Annotated in this window: 15 protein-coding genes; 6 read left to right on the forward strand and 9 right to left on the reverse strand. The window is 64.6% G+C overall.

Annotation, left to right across the window (positions count from 1 at the left end; translation table 11 throughout):
* The 6 genes from XI09_RS41905 to XI09_RS41930 form a co-directional block, all read right to left on the reverse strand.
* On the reverse strand, positions 1-1,690 hold a 1,690-nt coding region (locus tag XI09_RS41905; protein WP_271572172.1), incomplete at its 3' end, for a caspase family protein.
* 131 nt (positions 1,691-1,821) lie between these two features.
* Positions 1,822-2,562, reverse strand: coding sequence for a carbonic anhydrase (locus tag XI09_RS41910; protein WP_271572173.1), 741 nt, complete (start codon positions 2,560-2,562; stop codon positions 1,822-1,824).
* Between the two features lie 59 nt (positions 2,563-2,621).
* Positions 2,622-3,149 (reverse strand): DUF2846 domain-containing protein, encoded by a 528-nt coding sequence (locus tag XI09_RS41915; RefSeq protein WP_333939198.1) that lies wholly within the window; start codon positions 3,147-3,149, stop codon positions 2,622-2,624.
* A 102-nt stretch (positions 3,150-3,251) separates the two neighbouring features.
* Positions 3,252-6,755, reverse strand: a complete 3,504-nt coding sequence (gene dnaE / locus XI09_RS41920; protein ID WP_271572174.1) for a DNA polymerase III subunit alpha — start codon at positions 6,753-6,755, stop codon at positions 3,252-3,254.
* A gap of 509 nt (positions 6,756-7,264) precedes the next feature.
* Positions 7,265-7,984: an outer membrane protein gene (locus XI09_RS41925; RefSeq protein WP_271572175.1), complete on the reverse strand. Its 720-nt coding sequence runs from the start codon at positions 7,982-7,984 to the stop codon at positions 7,265-7,267.
* A 48-nt stretch (positions 7,985-8,032) separates the two neighbouring features.
* Complete coding sequence (locus XI09_RS41930) at positions 8,033-8,407, reverse strand: hypothetical protein (RefSeq protein ID WP_271572176.1); 375 nt, start codon at positions 8,405-8,407, stop codon at positions 8,033-8,035.
* 383 nt (positions 8,408-8,790) lie between these two features.
* Here XI09_RS41930 and XI09_RS41935 point away from each other — a divergent pair, with 383 nt between their 5' ends.
* Positions 8,791-10,110 carry an MFS transporter gene (locus XI09_RS41935; RefSeq protein WP_271572177.1) on the forward strand — a complete coding sequence of 440 codons (1,320 nt, stop codon included), beginning with the start codon at positions 8,791-8,793 and terminating at the stop codon, positions 10,108-10,110.
* A gap of 55 nt (positions 10,111-10,165) precedes the next feature.
* Here the strand turns inward: XI09_RS41935 and map are convergent, their stop codons facing one another.
* Positions 10,166-10,915, reverse strand: a complete 750-nt coding sequence (map, locus tag XI09_RS41940) for a type I methionyl aminopeptidase (protein ID WP_271572440.1) — start codon at positions 10,913-10,915, stop codon at positions 10,166-10,168.
* A gap of 218 nt (positions 10,916-11,133) precedes the next feature.
* On the opposite strand from map, the gene XI09_RS41945 reads away from it, so the two are divergent.
* The 3 genes from XI09_RS41945 (at position 11,134) to XI09_RS41955 (ending at position 14,067) form a co-directional block, all read left to right on the forward strand.
* On the forward strand, positions 11,134-12,390 hold the full coding sequence (locus tag XI09_RS41945; protein WP_271572178.1) for a hypothetical protein: 1,257 nt from the start codon (positions 11,134-11,136) through the stop codon (positions 12,388-12,390).
* 147 nt (positions 12,391-12,537) lie between these two features.
* Positions 12,538-13,134 (forward strand): TetR/AcrR family transcriptional regulator, encoded by a 597-nt coding sequence (locus XI09_RS41950; protein WP_271572179.1) that lies wholly within the window; start codon positions 12,538-12,540, stop codon positions 13,132-13,134.
* A gap of 72 nt (positions 13,135-13,206) precedes the next feature.
* Complete coding sequence (locus XI09_RS41955; protein WP_271572180.1) at positions 13,207-14,067, forward strand: DMT family transporter; 861 nt, start codon at positions 13,207-13,209, stop codon at positions 14,065-14,067.
* 208 nt (positions 14,068-14,275) lie between these two features.
* On the opposite strand, the gene XI09_RS41960 is transcribed toward XI09_RS41955, so the two are convergent.
* Positions 14,276-15,073 (reverse strand): IclR family transcriptional regulator domain-containing protein, encoded by a 798-nt coding sequence (locus XI09_RS41960; protein ID WP_271572181.1) that lies wholly within the window; start codon positions 15,071-15,073, stop codon positions 14,276-14,278.
* A 133-nt stretch (positions 15,074-15,206) separates the two neighbouring features.
* On the opposite strand from XI09_RS41960, the gene XI09_RS41965 reads away from it, so the two are divergent.
* On the forward strand, positions 15,207-16,196 hold the full coding sequence (locus XI09_RS41965; RefSeq protein WP_271572182.1) for a Bug family tripartite tricarboxylate transporter substrate binding protein: 990 nt from the start codon (positions 15,207-15,209) through the stop codon (positions 16,194-16,196).
* Positions 16,196-17,086, forward strand: a complete 891-nt coding sequence (locus XI09_RS41970) for an MBL fold metallo-hydrolase (protein ID WP_271572183.1) — start codon at positions 16,196-16,198, stop codon at positions 17,084-17,086. The genes XI09_RS41965 and XI09_RS41970 overlap by 1 nt, the downstream gene beginning before the upstream one ends.
* A gap of 75 nt (positions 17,087-17,161) precedes the next feature.
* On the opposite strand, the gene XI09_RS41975 is transcribed toward XI09_RS41970, so the two are convergent.
* Positions 17,162-17,953, reverse strand: coding sequence for a helix-turn-helix transcriptional regulator (locus XI09_RS41975; RefSeq protein ID WP_271572184.1), 792 nt, complete (start codon positions 17,951-17,953; stop codon positions 17,162-17,164).
* Positions 17,954-17,979: the final 26 nt, after the last annotated feature.

The following is a 17,979-nucleotide window of genomic DNA, read 5'->3' on the forward strand; positions in this document are numbered from 1 at the left end:
GCGCAGCGGATGGCGCCGCGGTCGGCGCGACATTGGCCGGCGCCACCGGCGGCGTCCCGGGCCTTGCCGTCGGCTGGATCGTGGCGCTCGCCGGCATCGGCGCCTTGCCCTGCTGGATCAAGGCGGCGCGCTGCGCAACCGCCTGCGGCACGGCTGCACCGGCCGGATTGGCGCGGCCGGCAACCGCCGGCGCGAGATTGCCCGGTCCGGCCCCTGCTCCCACTCCCGCGGCAGGTGCCGGCGGCTGGTTGATCACGGTGTTGATGACCGTGGTGTTGTGGATGTTGGCGTAGATGATGTTGTTCGGCGGCGGCGCGACATAGACCGGCGGCCTGACGAACACCGGGATCGGCACGAACATCGGCTGCGGCAGCACGAACAGGCCGACCACGGGCAGCGGCGGCTCCAGCACGACGAAATCCGGCGGCGGCGGCGGCAGATAATAGACCGGCGGCGGCGGTGGCGGCGCGAAGCCAAAATCGGGATCGCTGAAGTAGAGCACGGGACGGTCGACATAGACCACCTCCTCCGGCGGCGGCGGCGGCACGTCATAGTCGATCATCGCGAAGGTCGGCGGCGGCTCGACCGGCGCGGTGAGGATCGCGAGGCGACGGCGCGCATCGCCTGCATGCGGGCCGCGCGGATAGCGGCGCAGATACGACCAATAGGCCTCCGGCGTGTCGGTGCGATAGGTCCGCCGCCAGGTGATCGCCTCGCGGCGCGCCGCAACGATCGCCATCACGCGCCTGGACATCGGATCGTTCGGATAGGCCGCGAGAAATTCCTCGTAGGCCGGCAGCGTGTCGCGCTGCAGCGCGGCGGCGTAGGCGTCTTGCACGCCGAGATCGCGGATCGGCTTGCTCCGGATCGCGGCGACCTGGTCGGCCGAGGCTTCCGGCGGCGGCGCGTCGGGCCCGCGATCGAAGAACGAGAATGGCGCCGATATCTTCTGCTCGTTCCAGGGCACCTGCGCGCCCTTGGAGGCCTCGTTGACGCGCAGCCGGACGCGATCGAACACCTCAGGCAGCGGCAGGCCGCCGGTGCGGATCATCTCGGCCAGCGACTGCGCATAGATGCCGTAGGGCCCCGGCTCCTGCGGCGCCACCGTGCCGGGCGCGGCGTTGAAGGCGATCAGCATGTTCGGATCGGGCTCGACCAGCGCCAGTCCGCTTGCGATCGGCTGGCCGCCCTCGATGAAGGGCTGCGCGCGGGCTGCGTCGAGCACGACGATGTTGGCCTTGAGCGGAATGGAAGCGAGCTGACGCGCATAGTCGCTGATGCGCAGGGCCTCGGTCGGGATGTCGGTGTCGCGGGTGATGTTGGAATCGACCGGGATGAAATAGTTCTCGCCGGCAAGCTGCACACCGTAGCCGGCAAGATAGATCATCGCGACGGTGCCGGGACCGGAGGCCTGCGCCTTCTGGATGAAATCGCGAAAGCTCTTGCGCAGCGTGTCGCCGTCGAGATCGCGCGCGCCGACCACGTCGAAGCCCGCCGCTTGCAGCGTCTGCGCGATCAGGCCGGCATCGTTCGCGGTCGTTGCCAGCGGCGACTTGGCATAGGCGCCGTTGCCGACCACGAGCGCGATGCGCTTTTCCTGCTGCTGCGCGCGCGCCTCATCCGGCGCGCCCGCGGCAAGGGCCACGATCGGCAGGAGAAGGCAGATGAAGATTCTAAGCGTCCCACGCATGGCTTGCCTGCCCGCTTTTGTTGTTGAGGTGCCGCCGCGCATCAGACGCCCGGCCGCCTGAACGGCGCTTGAACGAAAAGCTTGGATTGAGGCGGTGGCATGGCCACGCCGCCGGCGGCGTCAGCCCCGCGTCAGCCTTGCGCGATCAGGTCGACCGTTCCCGTCGTAAGCCGGTAGATTCCACCCACGACCTTGAGCTTGCCCTGTTCCACGGCCGCATTGAGAATCGGGGCGGCCGATTTCAGCTTGGCGATGTTGTCGATCACATTCTGCCGGATCGCATTGTTGAGCACGTCCCCGCCTTGCTGCATCGCAGCTTTTGCGGCGGGCGCGATCGCATCGACCAGCGAAGGGATGTGTCCCGGCGGCGGCTTGTCGTCCTTGATCGCCTTCAGCGTCGCATCGACCGCGCCGCAGGCATCATGGCCGAGCACGAGGATCAGCGGCGCATTGAGCACGGCGACCGCATATTCCATGCTGGCAATGGTCTCGGTGCCGGCAAAGTTTCCGGCCACGCGGCAGACGAAGAGATCGCCGCGGCCGGTGTCGAAGGCATACTCCGGCGCGATGCGCGAGTCGGCGCAGCTCAGCACGGCCGCGAACGGGTTTTGCCCGCCGGCCAGCGCCTCGCGCTCGTGCTTGAAATCGTGGCGCCGCGACACGCCGGCGACGTAGCGCGCATTCCCCTCCATCAGCCGCTTCAGCGCCGCGTCGGGCGACAGCACGTTCTCTGGCTTCGGCGGCGGCTTGGTCTCCTTGGCGAAGGCGGCTCCGCCCAAGGCCAATCCGAGCGCAGAGACAGTCAAGTGGATCAGCGACCTCCGCGAAGGCCCGATGTGGACGTCGCGATCGTAACCGCAATTCTCGCACATGCCTTGCTCCTCCCCACCGAGCCGCGTTCGTTGATGCAGCGGCAATCATGCCGCGCATCTTACTCGACCGCTTGCAACTCGGCGAGCTTGGTTCGCGCGGTCGTCTCGTCCAGCGCGACGAGCTCGGCCGGCCCGGGATTCGCCTCACCGGCCGTCGCGACGGAAACGACCGCAAGCCCGGCGAGGCCACCGAGGATCGCTCCCCCCGTGGCGGCATCGTGCCTGGGGCTGCTCTTGATCAGGTAAAAGTGCGTCCGGCCGGATTCCATGACGATCTCGCGCTTGGTGTCGCCGGGAAACATCAGCTCGCTCACCAGCACTTCGTGACGGCCGGCCGGCCGATCGGCGTAGGCATATTTGCCGGCCACGATCTTGCCGAGCGGCGCACCGTCGAGCTTCACCTCGCAGGCGCAGATGGCCATGCTGAGCCCATTCCTCTTGTCCTGCAGCAGGACGATGCGCGAATGCCCGGGGCGCGGCGGTCCGACCTTTTTTGACACCGATGCAAAGTCGGTTCCGACCTGATCGCTGACGCATCCCGTCAGCATGGCACCAACGGCCAACAACAACGCGCCCCGTCGCAGCATCGCACACCCCAGCCTATTCCCCGGATGTATGCTAGCCGGAAACAGCGCAAGGTTGCAACACTCTCCGACGACGACAACGACGACGACAGCGCAGAGTGGTTGCTAGAGCTGCTGCACGTCCACCACGCCCGCCACCGCCTTGATCGCGCCGGCGATCTGCGGCGAGACCTTGAAGCGGCCGGGCAGCTTCATCTCGACCTCGGTCTCGAGGTCGAGCATCATCACCAGCGAGACCTCGCCATCGCCATTGGAGCGCGGCGCAATCCCCGGGCTGCCGACCTTCGGCGCAGCGCCGTTCGACGCAGCCATGTCGGGTCCGGCGAGACGCTTGGCGATCGATTCCAGCGGCTTGGTGTCGCGCAGGAAGATGCGCAGGCCCTTCTGCGTCTTGGCGGCGGCATCGTCGAGCGGCTCGGCATGCAGCACGCGGGCGCGCACGTCCTCGCCCTGGAGCTCGGCGCCAAGCTGGAGCAGCACGGCGGCACCCGGCTCGAGCACGTCGCGATATTGCGCAAGGCCCTCGGAGAACAGCACCGCCTCAAAGTGCCCCGTGGGATCAGAGAGCCCCATGATGCCCATCTTGTTGCCGGTCTTGGTGCGCCGTTCCATGCGCGAGACCACGGTCGCCGCGACCTTGCCGGCGGTGGCGCCGGTCTTCACCGCGCGCGAGAACTCGGCCCAGCTCTGCACCCGCAGGCGCTTCAGCACGGTAGCGTAATCGTCGAGCGGATGGCCGGACAGGAAGAAGCCGATCGCGTCGTATTCGCGGCGCAGCCGCTCAGCCGGCAGCCACGCCTCGATCTGCGGCAGCATGATGGTCGGCGCATCGGCCGCGCTGCCGAACATGTCGTTCTGGCCGATGGTCGCGGCCTCATGCGCGCGCTGGCAGGCGGCGAGGATCGCGTCGGCGCCGGCGAAGACGCGCGCGCGGTTCGGCTCCAGCGTGTCGAAGGCGCCTGCGGCGGCGAGACTCTCGATGATGCGCTTGTTGATCGCACGCGGGTTGACGCGCGCGGCGAAGTCGGCAAGCGAGGTGAAGAGACCGTTCCTGGTGCGCTCCTCGATGATCTGGTCGATCGCCTGAATGCCGACGCCCTTGAGCGCGGCGAGCGCGTAGTAGATGGTCTTTTCTCCGACCTCGAAGGTCGCCCCGGAGCGGTTGATGTTCGGCGGCTCGACCTTGATGCCGAGACGCTGCGCCTCGGAGCGGAATTCGGAGAGCTTGTCGGTGTTGTTGAGATCGAGCGTCATCGACGCCGCGATGAACTCCACCGGATAATGCGCCTTCATGTAGGCGGTGTGGTAGGACACCAGCGCATAGGCCGCCGCGTGGCTCTTGTTGAAGCCGTAGTCGGCGAACTTCGCCAGCAGCTCGAAGATGGTCTCGGCCTGCCCCTTCGGCACGCCGTTCTTCACCGCGCCGGCGACGAAGATGTCGCGCTGCTTGTCCATCTCGGCGCGGATCTTCTTGCCCATGGCGCGGCGCAAGAGGTCGGCGTCGCCGAGCGAATAGCCCGACATCACCTGCGCGATCTGCATCACCTGTTCCTGGTAGATGATGACGCCGAAGGTCTCCTTCAGGATCGGCTCCAGCACGGGATGCAGATATTCCGGCTCCTCGTCGCCATGCTTGCGCGAGCAGTAAGTCGGGATGTTCGCCATCGGGCCGGGGCGATAGAGCGCGACCAGCGCGATGATGTCCTCGAAACGGTCGGGGCGCATGTCGATCAGCGCGCGCCGCATGCCCTGGCTTTCAACCTGGAACACGCCGACCACATCGCCGCGCGCCAGCATCTGGTAGCTCTCGGCATCGTCGATCGGCAGCGTCGCGAGATCGACATGGATGTTGCGCGGCTTCAAGAGCTTCACCGCGACGTCGAGCACGGTCAGCGTCTTCAGGCCCAGGAAGTCGAATTTGACGAGGCCGGCCGGCTCGACCCATTTCATGTTGAACTGGGTCACCGGCATGTCGGATTTGGGATCGCGGTAGAGCGGCACGAGCTCGCTCAGGGGGCGATCGCCGATCACGATGCCGGCCGCATGGGTCGAGGCGTGGCGCGTCAGGCCCTCAAGGCGCTGGGCGATGTCGAAGGCGCGCGCCACCACCGGATCCTCGTCGCGGAACGCCTGGAGCTTCGGCTCGCTCTCGATCGCGGCGGCCAGCGTCACCGGCGCGGCCGGATTCTGCGGCACCAGTTTCGTGAGCTTGTCGACCTGGCCATAGGGCATTTGCAGCACGCGGCCGACGTCGCGCAGCACGCCGCGCGCCTGCAGCGTACCGAAGGTGATGATCTGCGCGACCTGGTCGCGGCCGTAGCGCTGCTGCACGTACTGGATCACCTCGCCGCGGCGGTCCTGGCAGAAGTCGATGTCGAAGTCCGGCATCGAGACGCGCTCGGGATTGAGGAAGCGCTCGAACAGCAGGCCGAACTTGATCGGGTCGAGATCGGTGATGGTCAGCGACCAGGCGACCAGCGAGCCTGCACCCGAGCCGCGGCCCGGCCCGACCGGAATCCCTTGCGACTTCGCCCATTTGATGAAGTCGGACACGATCAGGAAGTAGCCCGCGTACTTCATGCGCATGATGACGTCGAGCTCGAACGCCAGGCGCTTGTTGTAGTCCTCTTCCGTGGTGCCGTGCGACAGGCCATGCACGCGCAGGCGGTTGGCGAGCCCCTCCTCCGCCTGCCGCTTCAACTCGGCCGCCTCGACCGCGGCCGCATCGGAGCTGCCGGCGGCGCCGACGGTGAAGAACGGCAGGATCGGCTTGCGCGTCATCGGGCGGAACGAACAGCGTTCGGCGATCTCGACCGTCGAGGCCAGCGCCTCCGGAATGTCGGCGAACAGCACCGCCATCTCGGCGCGGGTCTTGAAGCGGTGATCGGGGGTGAGCTGCACGCGATCGCTCTCGGCGATCAGCCGGCCGCCGGCGATACACAAAAGCGCATCGTGCGCCTCGTAATCGTCGGTCGCGGCGAAATACGGCTCGTTGGTCGCAACCAGCGGCAGGCCCTTGGCATAGGCGATGTCGATCAGGCCGCTTTCGACGCGCCGCTCCTTGTCGATGTTGTGGCGCTGCAGCTCGATGTAGAGCCGGTCCCCGAACAGCGTGGCGAGACGCTCGCAGCGCGCAGCCGCAAGCTCGGCATGGCCGCCGGCAAGCGCCAGCGAGATCGGCCCGTCAGGGCCGCCGGTGAGCGCGATCAGGCCCTCGGTCTCGCCATCGAGCCAGTCGAACTTGATGAAGGGTGCGTGGCTGTCGGGCGTTTCCAGGAACGCGCGCGAATTGAGCCGCATCAGGCTGCGATAGCCGCGCTCCTGCGCCGCCAGCAGCACCACGCGCGACGGGCCAATGGCGTTGCGTGCATTGGGATCCTGGTCTGCGAAGTCGATCGCGAGCTCGCAGCCGACGATCGGCTGGATGCCGGAGCCCGCCATCTTGTCGGAGAACTCCAGCGCACCGAACAGATTGTCGGTGTCGGTCAGCGCCAGGGCCGGCTGATGGTCCTTCTTGGCGAGCTCGGCGAGCTTGGCGATCTTGATCGAGCCCTTGAGCAGCGAATAGGCCGAGTGAACGTGAAGGTGGACAAATCCGGCGCTCGGCATGGTCGCGTGACGGCCTTTTGCAGATGAGATGGAGCGGTCGCCGACCTCAAGGGGATGCCGAGGGGATCATGAGAGCATCCTGCACCCGCGCTCCACCCGTCTTTGCCGACTCGCCGCATCATGGTGGGGCGTCGCTGCCGCAGAGTCCACGCCGGAGCGGCCGATCGGCCACCTCGTCCCGCTTTTCCCCAAGCGCGCCCAGGAGTTCCCGGGCGCCGGTTTTCCAACCGCTGCTCTAGAGCTGCGGAATCACCTGCGCCCAGATTGCGATCATCCCGACGAACAGCGTGATCGATGCCAGTGCGGCGGCTTCTTCCACGAAAATCCTGAACATGGCCTGCTCCCTTGCTGGAACGTATGAAGAACATTGTTCTCATTTCGTTCTAGGGAGTCAAGCCGCCTGAGCCATCCCGCAAAGGAATGGTTAACTCGTTGACTTCAAACAACAAAAAAAGCCCCGGCCAACGGGCCGGGGCTTTCGACAACCGCTTCTTGCGAAGCGATCAGTATCAGTAGCGGCCGAGGATCGGGCCACCGAACTTGTAGTTCAGGCGGACGAGACCCATGTCGACGTCCTGACGGATGCGCTCCGTACCGGCGAAGCCAGCGAAGGTCACGTCCTTGTCGGACAGGAAGATGTGGTTGTACTCGACGCCAACCGACCAGTTCGGCGCGAAGCCGTACTCGAGGCCGGCACCGACCGTACCACCCCAGCGGGTGTCGCTGGTCGAGGCGAGCAGCGCGCCCGCCGTGCTGGAGATCTCGTACTTGTCGCTGACCACAGCCGCACCGCCCTTGACGTAGATCAGGACGTTGTTCCAGGCGTAGCCGACCTGACCGGTGATCAGACCGAACGCATCGATCTTGGTGCGGTTGCGAGTCGCGAACAGCGCGCTGGCATTGTCGCCCGAGAAGTCGGCCCAGTTGCCCTGGCCTTCCACGCCGAACACCCACTGGCCGGACTGCCAGCGATAGCCGATCTGGCCACCGACCGTGCCGCCGGTCGCATCGTGCGAGCCTTCGCGACCAACGCCGACGAAATCCCAGGTCGCGTGCGACGAACCGCCGCCGCCGTTGATGCCGATGTAGAAGCCGCTCCAGTCGTAGATCGCGGCGACCATCGCAGGCGCCTTGGTGTACGGCCGAGCCGCGAGATCAGCAGCCAGCGCCGGTGCAGCCGCGCTCAGCGCGACGAGGCTCACAGCAGCAAGCAACAAATTCTTCTTCATTTGAATCCCGTTCCAGTTTCGTCGTTAGGCCCCCGGGCCGTTGCGTGGTCATAACAGCGATCGACGGAATTGCTGTAACCCCGACGCAACAGTTCGCTCCAAAGGGCCGCGCTTCATTAATGAAGATTGATCAGAGCGCGCTGGAAACCCTTTGAAACAAGAGTTTTCAGCGATTCCAATGTCGACGACACGAGATGCACTGCGGACGCGCGTAACATCGCCGCGCGCACATTCGCGTGATTGGAGATTCGAGATGCGTGCTTTGTTTACGCTCCTCATTGTCGCCACATTTTCGCTGGTAATCGCCACATTCGCGCTCGCGCTCAGCGCAAGCACACCGGCGCGCGTACGCAACGCATCATGCTTTATGCTTTTTGCCTGACCGGTGATGAATGCTTTGCCCTGCCCCATCCAGCGTTTCACGAACCCTGCCCTGGAACTGGACGTTGCGGCTGCAAGCAATTGCAGCGCGGCACGGGTCTCGAGCGATCTAGTGCCAGGGCGGCGCGCTTAGCGATGGCGCGATCTCGATCGCACCCGCCTCACCGCGCTGCGCGATACCATCACATCGCGACAGAGCTGCATCGTCCACCGCGCGATGTGGTTCGCGCGCGGCAGGCCCTTGCCGGCCTGCACACGCTCCCGCCATCGCCACCCGCAAATCGGGACGCTGATATGCGGCCAGCCTTGCATCGCGGCTCCGGTGTTGACGCAGACTGATCCCGGTTTAAGTACGACAGACAAATCTTGCAGGGGTGGCGACGTTCGCTGGGCTGGTTCCCGTTGACGCCACCAATGCAGGACACATGTCGATATCGCCTCAAGCGACCTCGCCCCGCGCGACCACGGCCTCCGCGCCCCCTCACCTCGCCATCGTCCTGTTCTCGCTCGCGATGGGCGGCTTTGCGATCGGAACCACCGAATTCGCATCGATGAGCCTGCTGCCGTTCTTCGCCGCCGACCTTGGGGTCGACGAGCCGACCGCGGGACACGCGATCAGTGCCTACGCGCTCGGCGTGGTGCTGGGCGCACCGCTGATCGCCGTGCTTGGTGCGCGCTTCGCCCGGCGCACGCAGCTCCTGGTCCTGATGGCCGTGTTCGCGCTCGGCAACGCGCTCACCGCGCTTGCGCCGGGCTATGGCTGGATGATCGCGGCCCGTTTTCTCGCAGGGCTGCCGCATGGCGCCTATTTCGGCATCGCCGCGCTGGTCGCAGCCTCGCTCGTTCCTCAACATCGCCGCTCAAGGGCGATCGGCCAGGTGATGCTCGGCCTGACTGGCGCCACGATCATTGGCGTTCCCTTGGCCAATCTGGTCGGCCAGACGGTCGGGTGGCGCGCCAGCTTCGGCCTCGTGTCGTTGCTGGCGCTGCTCACGGTCCTGCTTTGCGCCCTGTTCGCGCCGCGCGACCAGGCCGGCAGGTCGGACCCGCTGCGAGAACTCGGCGCCCTCAGAAGCGGCCGCGTCTGGATCACGCTGGCGATCGGCGCCATCGGCTTCGGCGGCATGTTCGCCGTCTATACTTACCTTGCGACGACATTGATCGAGGTCACCAAGGTCAGCCCCGCGGTGATTCCGTTCTTTCTCGCCGTGTTCGGCGTCGGCGCGACGCTCGGCAATCTGTTCGTGCCGCGCTTCGCGGACCGCGCCTTGATGCCGACGGCGGGCAGCATCCTGTTGTTTTCAGCGGTCGCGCTGCTGGTCTTCCCGCTTGCGGCCGGCAATCCCTGGCTGCTCGCGGCAGACGTCTTCGCGATCGGCGCCGGCGTCTCGCTCGGGGCTGTCCTCCAGACGCGCCTCATGGACGTCGCGGGCGACGCGCAGGCGCTCGCTGCGGCGCTGAACCATTCGGCGTTCAACACCGCCAACGCGCTCGGCCCGTTCCTCGGCGGCCTCGCCATTCGCGAGGGGCTGGGCTGGACTTCCACTGGCCCCGTCGGAGCCGCGCTCGCGCTTGCGGGTTTCCTGATCTGGATCATCGCCTCTCGCGACGCCGGATCTGCGCCGGTCAAGGTCACCTCGGGACTCGACGCTGCTCTGCTGAAGAACGCTGCCGCGAGACCGGCGCCGCCGCTGGCGCCGGATGACCGGGGCCGTTCGGCTTATCACAAGGATCCGGTGGCATGACGTCACCCCTGGCCGGGCGACGCTGAGACGTCTCGGGCTCTGGCCAGGGCGGCCCTTAACCGGCCATCGTAACGATCAACGGTCCGTGTCGGGTGGCGACAACAGTGTGTTCGTACTGCACGGTCGGCGCCTCGGGACAGCTGTAGAGCGTCCACGGATCATCACCATTCTCTGCCCACTCGGCGGCAAAGGACAGGAATGGCTCGACGGTGAACACAAGGCCGTCGCTCATGATGCGGCGTTCGGAGGAATCGGGCCATGTTGCGATCTCTGTCGGCTCCTCGTGGAGCGACAAGCCGACACCGTGACTGGCAAGGTTTCTGACGAGGCTGTAGCCGTTTTTCCGCGCAAAGGTCCCGATGGCTTGGCCAATGCCGGCAATCGGTTTGCCAGCCCCAACCTGCCGCAGGCCCGTCCACATGGCCCGCCGGCCATCTCGGCAAAGACGTTCGATCGCACGGGTTACGGGTGGAACGGCGAACGAGGCTCCCGTATCCGCAAAGAAGCCGTTCTTCTCAGCTGAAACGTCGATGTTGACCAGGTCGCCACGCTCGATCCGTCGGTCCCCCGGGATGCCATGAGCGATCTCCTCGTTCACGCTGATGCAGGTCGCCCCCGGGAAGGCATAGGCCAGCTCCGGAGCCGAACGTGCGCCGACAGTCTCCAGGAATTTTCGTCCGATCTGGTCCAACTCGGAGGTCGTCATGCCCGGTTCGAGCGCCTTCCCCATCGCCTCGAGGGTATTGGCGACGATGCGCCCGATCTCCTTCAGGCGGGTGAGGTCGTTGTCATCGGAGATTGTCATATCGGGCGCTCTCGAAAGCCCGGGCATAGCGGTTGCGAACTCGACTTGCAAACGCGAGAGCGCACGCGAATTCGCAAAAGCTCGCTCATGGGGCCGGATGAGGCTGCGTTCGTGGATGCGGAATAATCGGCGCTCCGATACGCCACCAAAGGTTGTGACCTCGCCGATCTTCATATAGCTTTCGCTTCTGTTTTCGCCCCGCGTGGTCCCGTCAGTTCATGCTCGCCCGTATTCTGCTCCTCGTGACCTTGCTGTCGATCCCCGGCGCATTGCGGGCAGAAGGAGCGCCGGCCGAGAAGGCCGGATTTGCATCCAGGCTGACGATCTATCTTGCCAAAGGTGCACCGGACGCGTGCGGGCCGGGTTGCGACCGCTGGATTGCCATCGAGGGCCAGATCGATCAGGACGCGGGGCCGCGCATTCGCCGCTTCCTCGCCGGCGTCAAGGACACGCAGCGTCCGATCTACCTTCATTCGCCCGGCGGCAACGTGGAGCAGTCCTACGTCATTGGGCGGTTGCTGCGCAGTCGCCAGGCAGTCGCCCGGGTTGGCCGCACCATTGTGACTGCGTGCGCCGCGGGCGCGCAGGTGGACGCCGCATGCCTGAAGGTGAAAAACGCAGGCGGCGAGATCGAGGCCGAGCTCACCACCCGCAATGCGATGTGCAACTCGGCCTGCGGTTACCTGTTTCTCGGGGCGACCTCCCGCGAGGTGGCGCCCGACGCGGCGCTGGCGGTCCATAACTCGAGGCTGGTCCTCGCCTTTCACGGGCATCCTCCTCCGGAGGTGATCGCGGAGGCCCGGCGGCGTCGAACAGCGACCGCCGACCGCGACCGCGCCGCCTTCATCGCGGCGATGGGCATCAGCCGCGAGCTCGATGCTCTCATCCGGACCGTGAAGTTCGAGAACCTGCACGTGTTGACGCGCCCCGAGCTCTATCGTTTCGGAATCGACACCCGCCCGCTGGCCGAGTCGATGTGGAAACTGGAGAAGGAAGCGCGCCCGTTTGTCCGCAAGATCGCGGTATTGAAGAAGGAGAACGGCGCTTCGTTCCGGATGATGGAGTGGCGCCTGTCTTGCGAAAGCAGGAAACGCGTGCCGCTGACGTTCGCGGGCGAAATCGACGAGGCAGTCACCGGCAAGAGCACGATCCTGGTGACGGCGGACGCCGACACGGACAGGGAGACCGGAGGCGCTCCGCTACGCGCCGGCAAGGTCGAGGTCTGGCGCGGCAGCATCGACCCCGACATGGTCAAGGCGATCCTGGCGTCCCGCTCGCTGCATGTCCGGGAAACCATTTCGATGCCGGACGACAAGACGGACATGACGAAATTCGACATCGACTTGACGGGCCTGGCGTCGGTGTGGACGCAGCTCAAATCATCTTGCGCTCTGTCGACGCTCAACCCGATAAGCCCTTGGCCAGCCACGCTGCCGAACGCCAGCACAACGCCTCCGGCCGCACCGGCACCGTAAGCGGCGGTTTAGCGGGCCAAGACGGGTTCAATCGCCTTCCGAGCGTTCAATTTCACCAGCGACCAGGCAGCCGGCTTCAACGAACTCTGGGCCTTGCTATTTAAGGACCAATTGGTCTATATATTAGCGATGAGCCGCCAAGCCCCCATGCAGTTGCCCCGCGGTCGCCCCCGCAGCTTCGACGTGGAAGCCGCCGTCGAACGCGCGATGGGTGTGTTCTGGTCGCGCGGCTATCACGCCACGGCGCTGCCGGACCTTCTTCGTGCGACGAAGCTCTCGCGCGGCAGCCTGTACGCCGCTTTCGGTGACAAGCACTCGCTCTTCCTGCGTGCGCTTGATCGCTACATTGCCGATGCCCTGACACGCATGGATGTCGAACTCGACCCCCGTAGAGAGCCGGTCGACGGCCTGCGGGCCTTCTTTGCCGGCTATGTCGAGCGCATGAGCGGCGCCAATGGCCGGCGCGGATGCCTGCTGGTGGCCACGGCCATGGAACTGGCCGGCCAGGATGCTGAAGCTGGTCGTCGCGTCGCGAGCTTTTTCAAAACCATGGAAGCCAGGGTGGCGGATGCATTGTCCCGTGCGAAGACGGCGGGCAAGTTGGCCGATGGTGTCGAACCTGCAAGTGCCGCCCAAATTCTCGTCTGTTTCCTTTGGGGGCTACGAGTGGTCGCCAAAACGGCACCGACGCGGATCACATGGCAAGCCACCGTTGACGCTCTTCTCGATCGCTTCATCAGGTAAACAACAGCCCATGGACGCCTTCGCTATTGGCGCGTCCATATCTAGACTGATCGGTCTTGAAAGGAAGATGCCATGTCTGCCATCCAGATCGTCTGCGCGGTGGCCGTTCCCTTGCTCTGGGGTTACCAGTTCGTGGCCATCAAGGTGGGCGTGACGGAGTTTCCGCCGCTCTTCTTCCTCGCGCTGCGCTTCCTGGCCATCGCGCTGCTGCTTGTTCCGTTCGTTAAACGGCCGACGCGTCAACAGTTCGGCCCTGTCGCAGCCATTTCGATTTTTCTTGGCGGACTGAACTTCGGGCTCTTCTATGTTGGCCTCGGGCTCGGCTCGGGAAGCATGTCGGCCGTCGCATATCAACTCGCGCCGCCTTTCACCGTCCTGCTGGCCTGGCCGCTGCTCGCGGAGAGGCCGTCTCTCACCACGTCCGCCGGCGTGGTGCTTGCATTCGTCGGCGTGGTCGTGCTGGCAGCGGGGCTCGGCTTGTCGGCCAACGCGCTTCCGCTGCTGCTTGTGGTTGGGGCAGCCTTCTCATTCGCTGTGTCCAACGTCTTGACGAAACGCTATGGCCCTTTTGATCCCCTGATGTTGATGGGGTGGTCGTCGCTGCTCACGGTGCCGCAGGTCATGTTGATGTCGTTGCTCCTTGAGCATGGACAACTGGCGAGCCTCGTCACGGCGGATGAACGTGGCTGGCTGGCCCTCGCCTACACGATCTTCATCGGAGGAATTGTCGGGTTTGGCCTCTGGTTCTGGCTGATCGCCCGTTGCTCCATGGGCCGCGTCGCCCCCTTCGGTCTGCTACTTCCGGTGTTCGCGTTGCTTTCAAGCGTGTTGTTCCTTGGCGACCGCATAACCCCGAAGTTGATCGTCGGTGGGCTGCTCGCGATCTCCGGCGTCGCCATGACACAAATCAGACCGAGCGTTCGCGCAACCTAAACCCCGGAAGCTCGTGAGTTTACCGCCATCTGACGAATGCCGAACCGCCCTGCCGCGGCCACGCCGGCAATTCGTCGAGCTCGCCGCCGCACCATCAACAAGCGTGATCAATTCCCGCCATTTCAGCGCCCCCCAAACACCCTGATCGCCAGCGTAGGGGATTCTCGGCTTAGATCTCGTGTGCTTCCCACCAACGGGATCGGCGACGTCAGCGCTTTCGCAATGACGCCACGATTTCCGCCGAGGCAGCCTGAAGATCCGCCAAATAGCGCGCCGCGAATGCTTCGACGGTAGAGGCAGGTCGGAGCCACAGCATGTTGATGGCTCCAATGACCCGGCCGGCATCTTGTAAGGGCACTGCGATCGCCAGCAACCCGTCGGAGTATGGCGGCCCACCATATTGTCCGCCGAGATGCATTGCATCCCGCGTTCCGTATCCGCGCGCGCGTGTCTCTGCGAGGATTGCATTCAGCCTTTCCGGATCCCGCGCGAGACGGTCCTCAGGCCTGGAGGATGAACGTAGCAAGTTGATGACCCGCTGCCGTTCCTTCGCCGGACAGAACGCGAGGTAAGCCCTGCCAACACCAGTTAGCAGCCAATTCACCTCCCAACCGACGCGCTCCCGGTCCAGTAAAAAAGGACTCCGGCTTCGGCTGGTTTCCCGGATTTCCATGTGATCTCCCGAGGGCACCACCAAATCGGATGGCCAGGAGGCGCGCTGACAAAGTCGCTCGAGGACTGGAGCGGCAGCCTCAGCGATGCGATCGCGATGCTCTCGACGGGACGGCGTCTGCGAAAGATTCGATCCGAGGCGGTAGCGTCCGTCGGCGAGACGCCTCGTAATGACCTCCGATTGCGCCAATGTATGCAGTATGCGCAGCAAGCTGGGCTTGGAGATGCGCGTCAGAATGTGCAGCTCATGCAACGATGAGTCAGGCTGCATTTGCAGAGCCTGAAGCACGCGCAGGCCCCTTTGCAAACCCTTGATAATGGGACCATCGGCCATTGCTCGGCATTCCTCAATGCGGAACGTAGCATTCCGCATTCCGGAATGCACGTCGTTTTCGGTAGCGCGCCGTGCCTCATGAGCCGAAGGTCCCATTGTCGCAGACCGCGATCCATCGTCCAGGAGCTTAGTCATGATGCAGCGATCGCTGTACCCGTTGATCGCGTCTGCCACGGTCCTTGTTTGGGCCGCCAGTGGAATTGCGGCCGGAGCACAACAGCACTCTTACCCTTCAGGGACCATTCGTTTTGTGGCTCCGAACTCTGCCAGTACACCGCCGGATATTATAAGCCGCATCGTCGCCAAGGAATTATCGGAGGCCGAGGGCTGGCGCGTGATCGTGGAGAATCGGGCGGGTGGCGTCACTACGATTGCGGCCCATGATGTTCTGACGCAGCCTGCAGACGGACATTCGCTTTTGGTGATGGCATTACCATCGACAGTTGCTCCTTCACTGGTTCCAAATATCTCGTATCATCTCGAGCAAGATTTCGAGCCCGTGATCAAGGCATCCGTGTCGTACAACGTGTTGGTGGTCAACCCGTCAGTACCCGCCAACACGGTTGCAGAACTTGTGAGCCTTCTAAAAAGCCAGCCGGACAAGCTGACGTTTTCCTCAGGCGGATTTGGAACGCCCGCGCATCTGATCGGCGAGCAATTCAAGCTGGAGACAGGGGTACGGGCGCAGCACGTGCCGTATCAGCAGTTTCCTCAGGCCATCGGCGATCTTCTCAACGGCACCAACGCATTCATGTTCATCACCATGCTTCCCGTCATAGACCTCATCAAGACAGGCAAGCTGCGTGCCCTGGCGGTTACCGGACCGAAACGGGTGGCGGCGCTGAGTGAAGTCCCCACCATCGTCGAGGCGGGATTTCCGTCGCTCGTGGTGGAAGACTGGACCGGCTTCGCGGTAAAGCGCGGAACGCCCCCGGCCGTCGTCGCTCAACTGAACGCCGCCATCAACAAGGCGCTCGCCAAGCCGTCCGTTCGCGAGGCATTTGCCAAGCTAGGCGCTGAGGCAGTTGGCGGCACTCCTGCTCAATATGGCAGCCTGATCAACGAACAGGCTGCACACTGGAAGAAGGTGGTGACCGAAGCCAACATCAGGCTGGCGCAGTAATGGCTTCGACGTTTCGGGTGACGTTGCTCGGGACGGGGGTTCCTATTCCCCGTCCCGACCGTTTTGGTCCGGCCACGCTGGTCGAGGCCGGCGACCAGACCATTCTCATCGACGCCGGCCGCGGCGCCACCATCCGATTGTTCGAACTGGACGTTCCGATCGGCCGTATCGATGCCTTGCTCCTCACGCATTTTCACTCCGACCACACGGTGGGCATTCCCGATCTGTGGCTTACGGGCTGGCTAGGTTCGTATTTCGCGGCGCGACGAAAACCGTTTCATGTGATCGGACCGGCGGGAACGAGCGAACTGATGCATCACCTGGAAGCAGCCTACGCTCGCGACGTTGACATTCGCGTGGAGGACGAAAAACTTGGAAGAGAGCACGCTGCCATCACGACGGAAGAGTTCGTGCGAGATGGCGTCGTCTACGAGAGAGGCGGCCTGCGGGTGATCGCCTTCACGGTCGACCATGGTGACGCTATCAAGCCGGCCTATGGTTATCGTATCGAATACGACGGTCGCTCCGCGGTGCTCTCGGGGGACACGCGCTACAACGAGAACGTCATCAAGTTCGGTGCCGGGGCCGACCTGTTGATCCACGAAGTTGCGATGGCACGACCCGAATTGGCGGGTGATCCCCACATACGGCGCATTCTCGATCATCACACAACGCCGCGAGAGGCGGGACTTGTGTTTGCGAGAGCGAAGCCGAAGCTTGCAGCTTACACCCACCTTGTCATGCTCGCGGGTGAGGACATCGCTCCCCCATCAATTCAGCAACTCATCGCCCAAACCCGGGAATCATACGCCGGACCTATCGAGGTCGGAGAGGACTTGATGTCATTTGAGATTGGCGCCACCGTAACCGTCCGGCGTTCGTCGCGATGAGCCTCCGCTATGGGACGCTACGATGATGCTCCGACTCTTATTTCGGGTTTGCCGCCAGAAACAGGAGCCCGTACCTCAGAGCACACACTCTGGATCTAACGGCGTGTAGATCACGAGCTTCAGCGCGGGATCGTCATTGGCCTGGAAACTCGTGTGCTCGAACCGGAGCAGGCCCTTGGTCGGATGGTTCATGGTCTTGAGGCCCGACGACGTGCTGCGGATCTCGTGCGCCTCCCACCATTTGACGAACTCCGGACTGCCCTGGCGCAGCCGCGTGAGCAACTCGGTGAAGGCGGGATCGCCGGCCCATACGTCGTGGGTGGCGCGAAACATCGCGACCATGCTCTTGGCAACGTCCGTCCAGCCCGCGCCGTAGAATTTCCGCGTCTGCTTGTTCGTCATCACCAGCAGCAGCGTGTTGCGATCCTGCTCGGGCAACTGCCCGAACCCGAAGATGTCCTCGGCGGCGGCGTTCCAGGCCAGGACGTCCCAGCGCCGCCCGGTGATGTAGGCCGGTTGCGTCAAGCTCTCGATCATCCGCCGTATCGGCGGCGGCACGATCTCCCGCACGAAGGCGCCCCTCGCGCCGTCGCGCGCCAGCGCCTTCAGATGCGCATGCTCGGTCTTGCTGAGCCGTAGCGCGCGGGCCAGCGCGTCGACGGTGGTCACCGACGGGCTGACGGTGCGGCCCTGCTCGAGGCGGATGTACCAGTCGACACCGATGCCGGCGAGCTGGGCGACCTCCTCGCGGCGCAGACCCGCGGTGCGCCGCCGGAGCCCCGCCGGAAGCCCGACAGTCTTGGGCGACAGCTTTTCGCGGCGGGACCTCAGGAAGTCGCCGAATTCGACGCGGCGTGGGTCGGCCATGATGTCGCTCCCGCGATGGAGGGTCC

The organism is Bradyrhizobium sp. CCBAU 11386 (assembly GCF_028128955.1).
Taxonomy (GTDB): domain Bacteria; phylum Pseudomonadota; class Alphaproteobacteria; order Rhizobiales; family Xanthobacteraceae; genus Bradyrhizobium.

Bases quoted from the DNA above. Each gene is read 5' to 3' on its own strand.
- XI09_RS41910 (WP_271572173.1), bottom strand. From the start codon at position 2,562: ATGTGCGAGAATTGCGGTTACGATCGCGACGTCCACATCGGGCCTTCG.
- XI09_RS41915 (WP_333939198.1), bottom strand. From the start codon at position 3,149: ATGCTGCGACGGGGCGCGTTGTTGTTGGCCGTTGGTGCCATGCTGACG.
- dnaE (WP_271572174.1), bottom strand. From the start codon at position 6,755: ATGCCGAGCGCCGGATTTGTCCACCTTCACGTTCACTCGGCCTATTCG.
- XI09_RS41925 (WP_271572175.1), bottom strand. From the start codon at position 7,984: ATGAAGAAGAATTTGTTGCTTGCTGCTGTGAGCCTCGTCGCGCTGAGC.
- XI09_RS41935 (WP_271572177.1), top strand. From the start codon at position 8,791: ATGTCGATATCGCCTCAAGCGACCTCGCCCCGCGCGACCACGGCCTCC.
- map (WP_271572440.1), bottom strand. From the start codon at position 10,915: ATGACAATCTCCGATGACAACGACCTCACCCGCCTGAAGGAGATCGGG.
- XI09_RS41945 (WP_271572178.1), top strand. From the start codon at position 11,134: ATGCTCGCCCGTATTCTGCTCCTCGTGACCTTGCTGTCGATCCCCGGC.
- XI09_RS41950 (WP_271572179.1), top strand. From the start codon at position 12,538: ATGCAGTTGCCCCGCGGTCGCCCCCGCAGCTTCGACGTGGAAGCCGCC.
- XI09_RS41955 (WP_271572180.1), top strand. From the start codon at position 13,207: ATGTCTGCCATCCAGATCGTCTGCGCGGTGGCCGTTCCCTTGCTCTGG.
- XI09_RS41960 (WP_271572181.1), bottom strand. From the start codon at position 15,073: ATGGCCGATGGTCCCATTATCAAGGGTTTGCAAAGGGGCCTGCGCGTG.
- XI09_RS41965 (WP_271572182.1), top strand. From the start codon at position 15,207: ATGATGCAGCGATCGCTGTACCCGTTGATCGCGTCTGCCACGGTCCTT.
- XI09_RS41970 (WP_271572183.1), top strand. From the start codon at position 16,196: ATGGCTTCGACGTTTCGGGTGACGTTGCTCGGGACGGGGGTTCCTATT.
- XI09_RS41975 (WP_271572184.1), bottom strand. From the start codon at position 17,953: ATGGCCGACCCACGCCGCGTCGAATTCGGCGACTTCCTGAGGTCCCGC.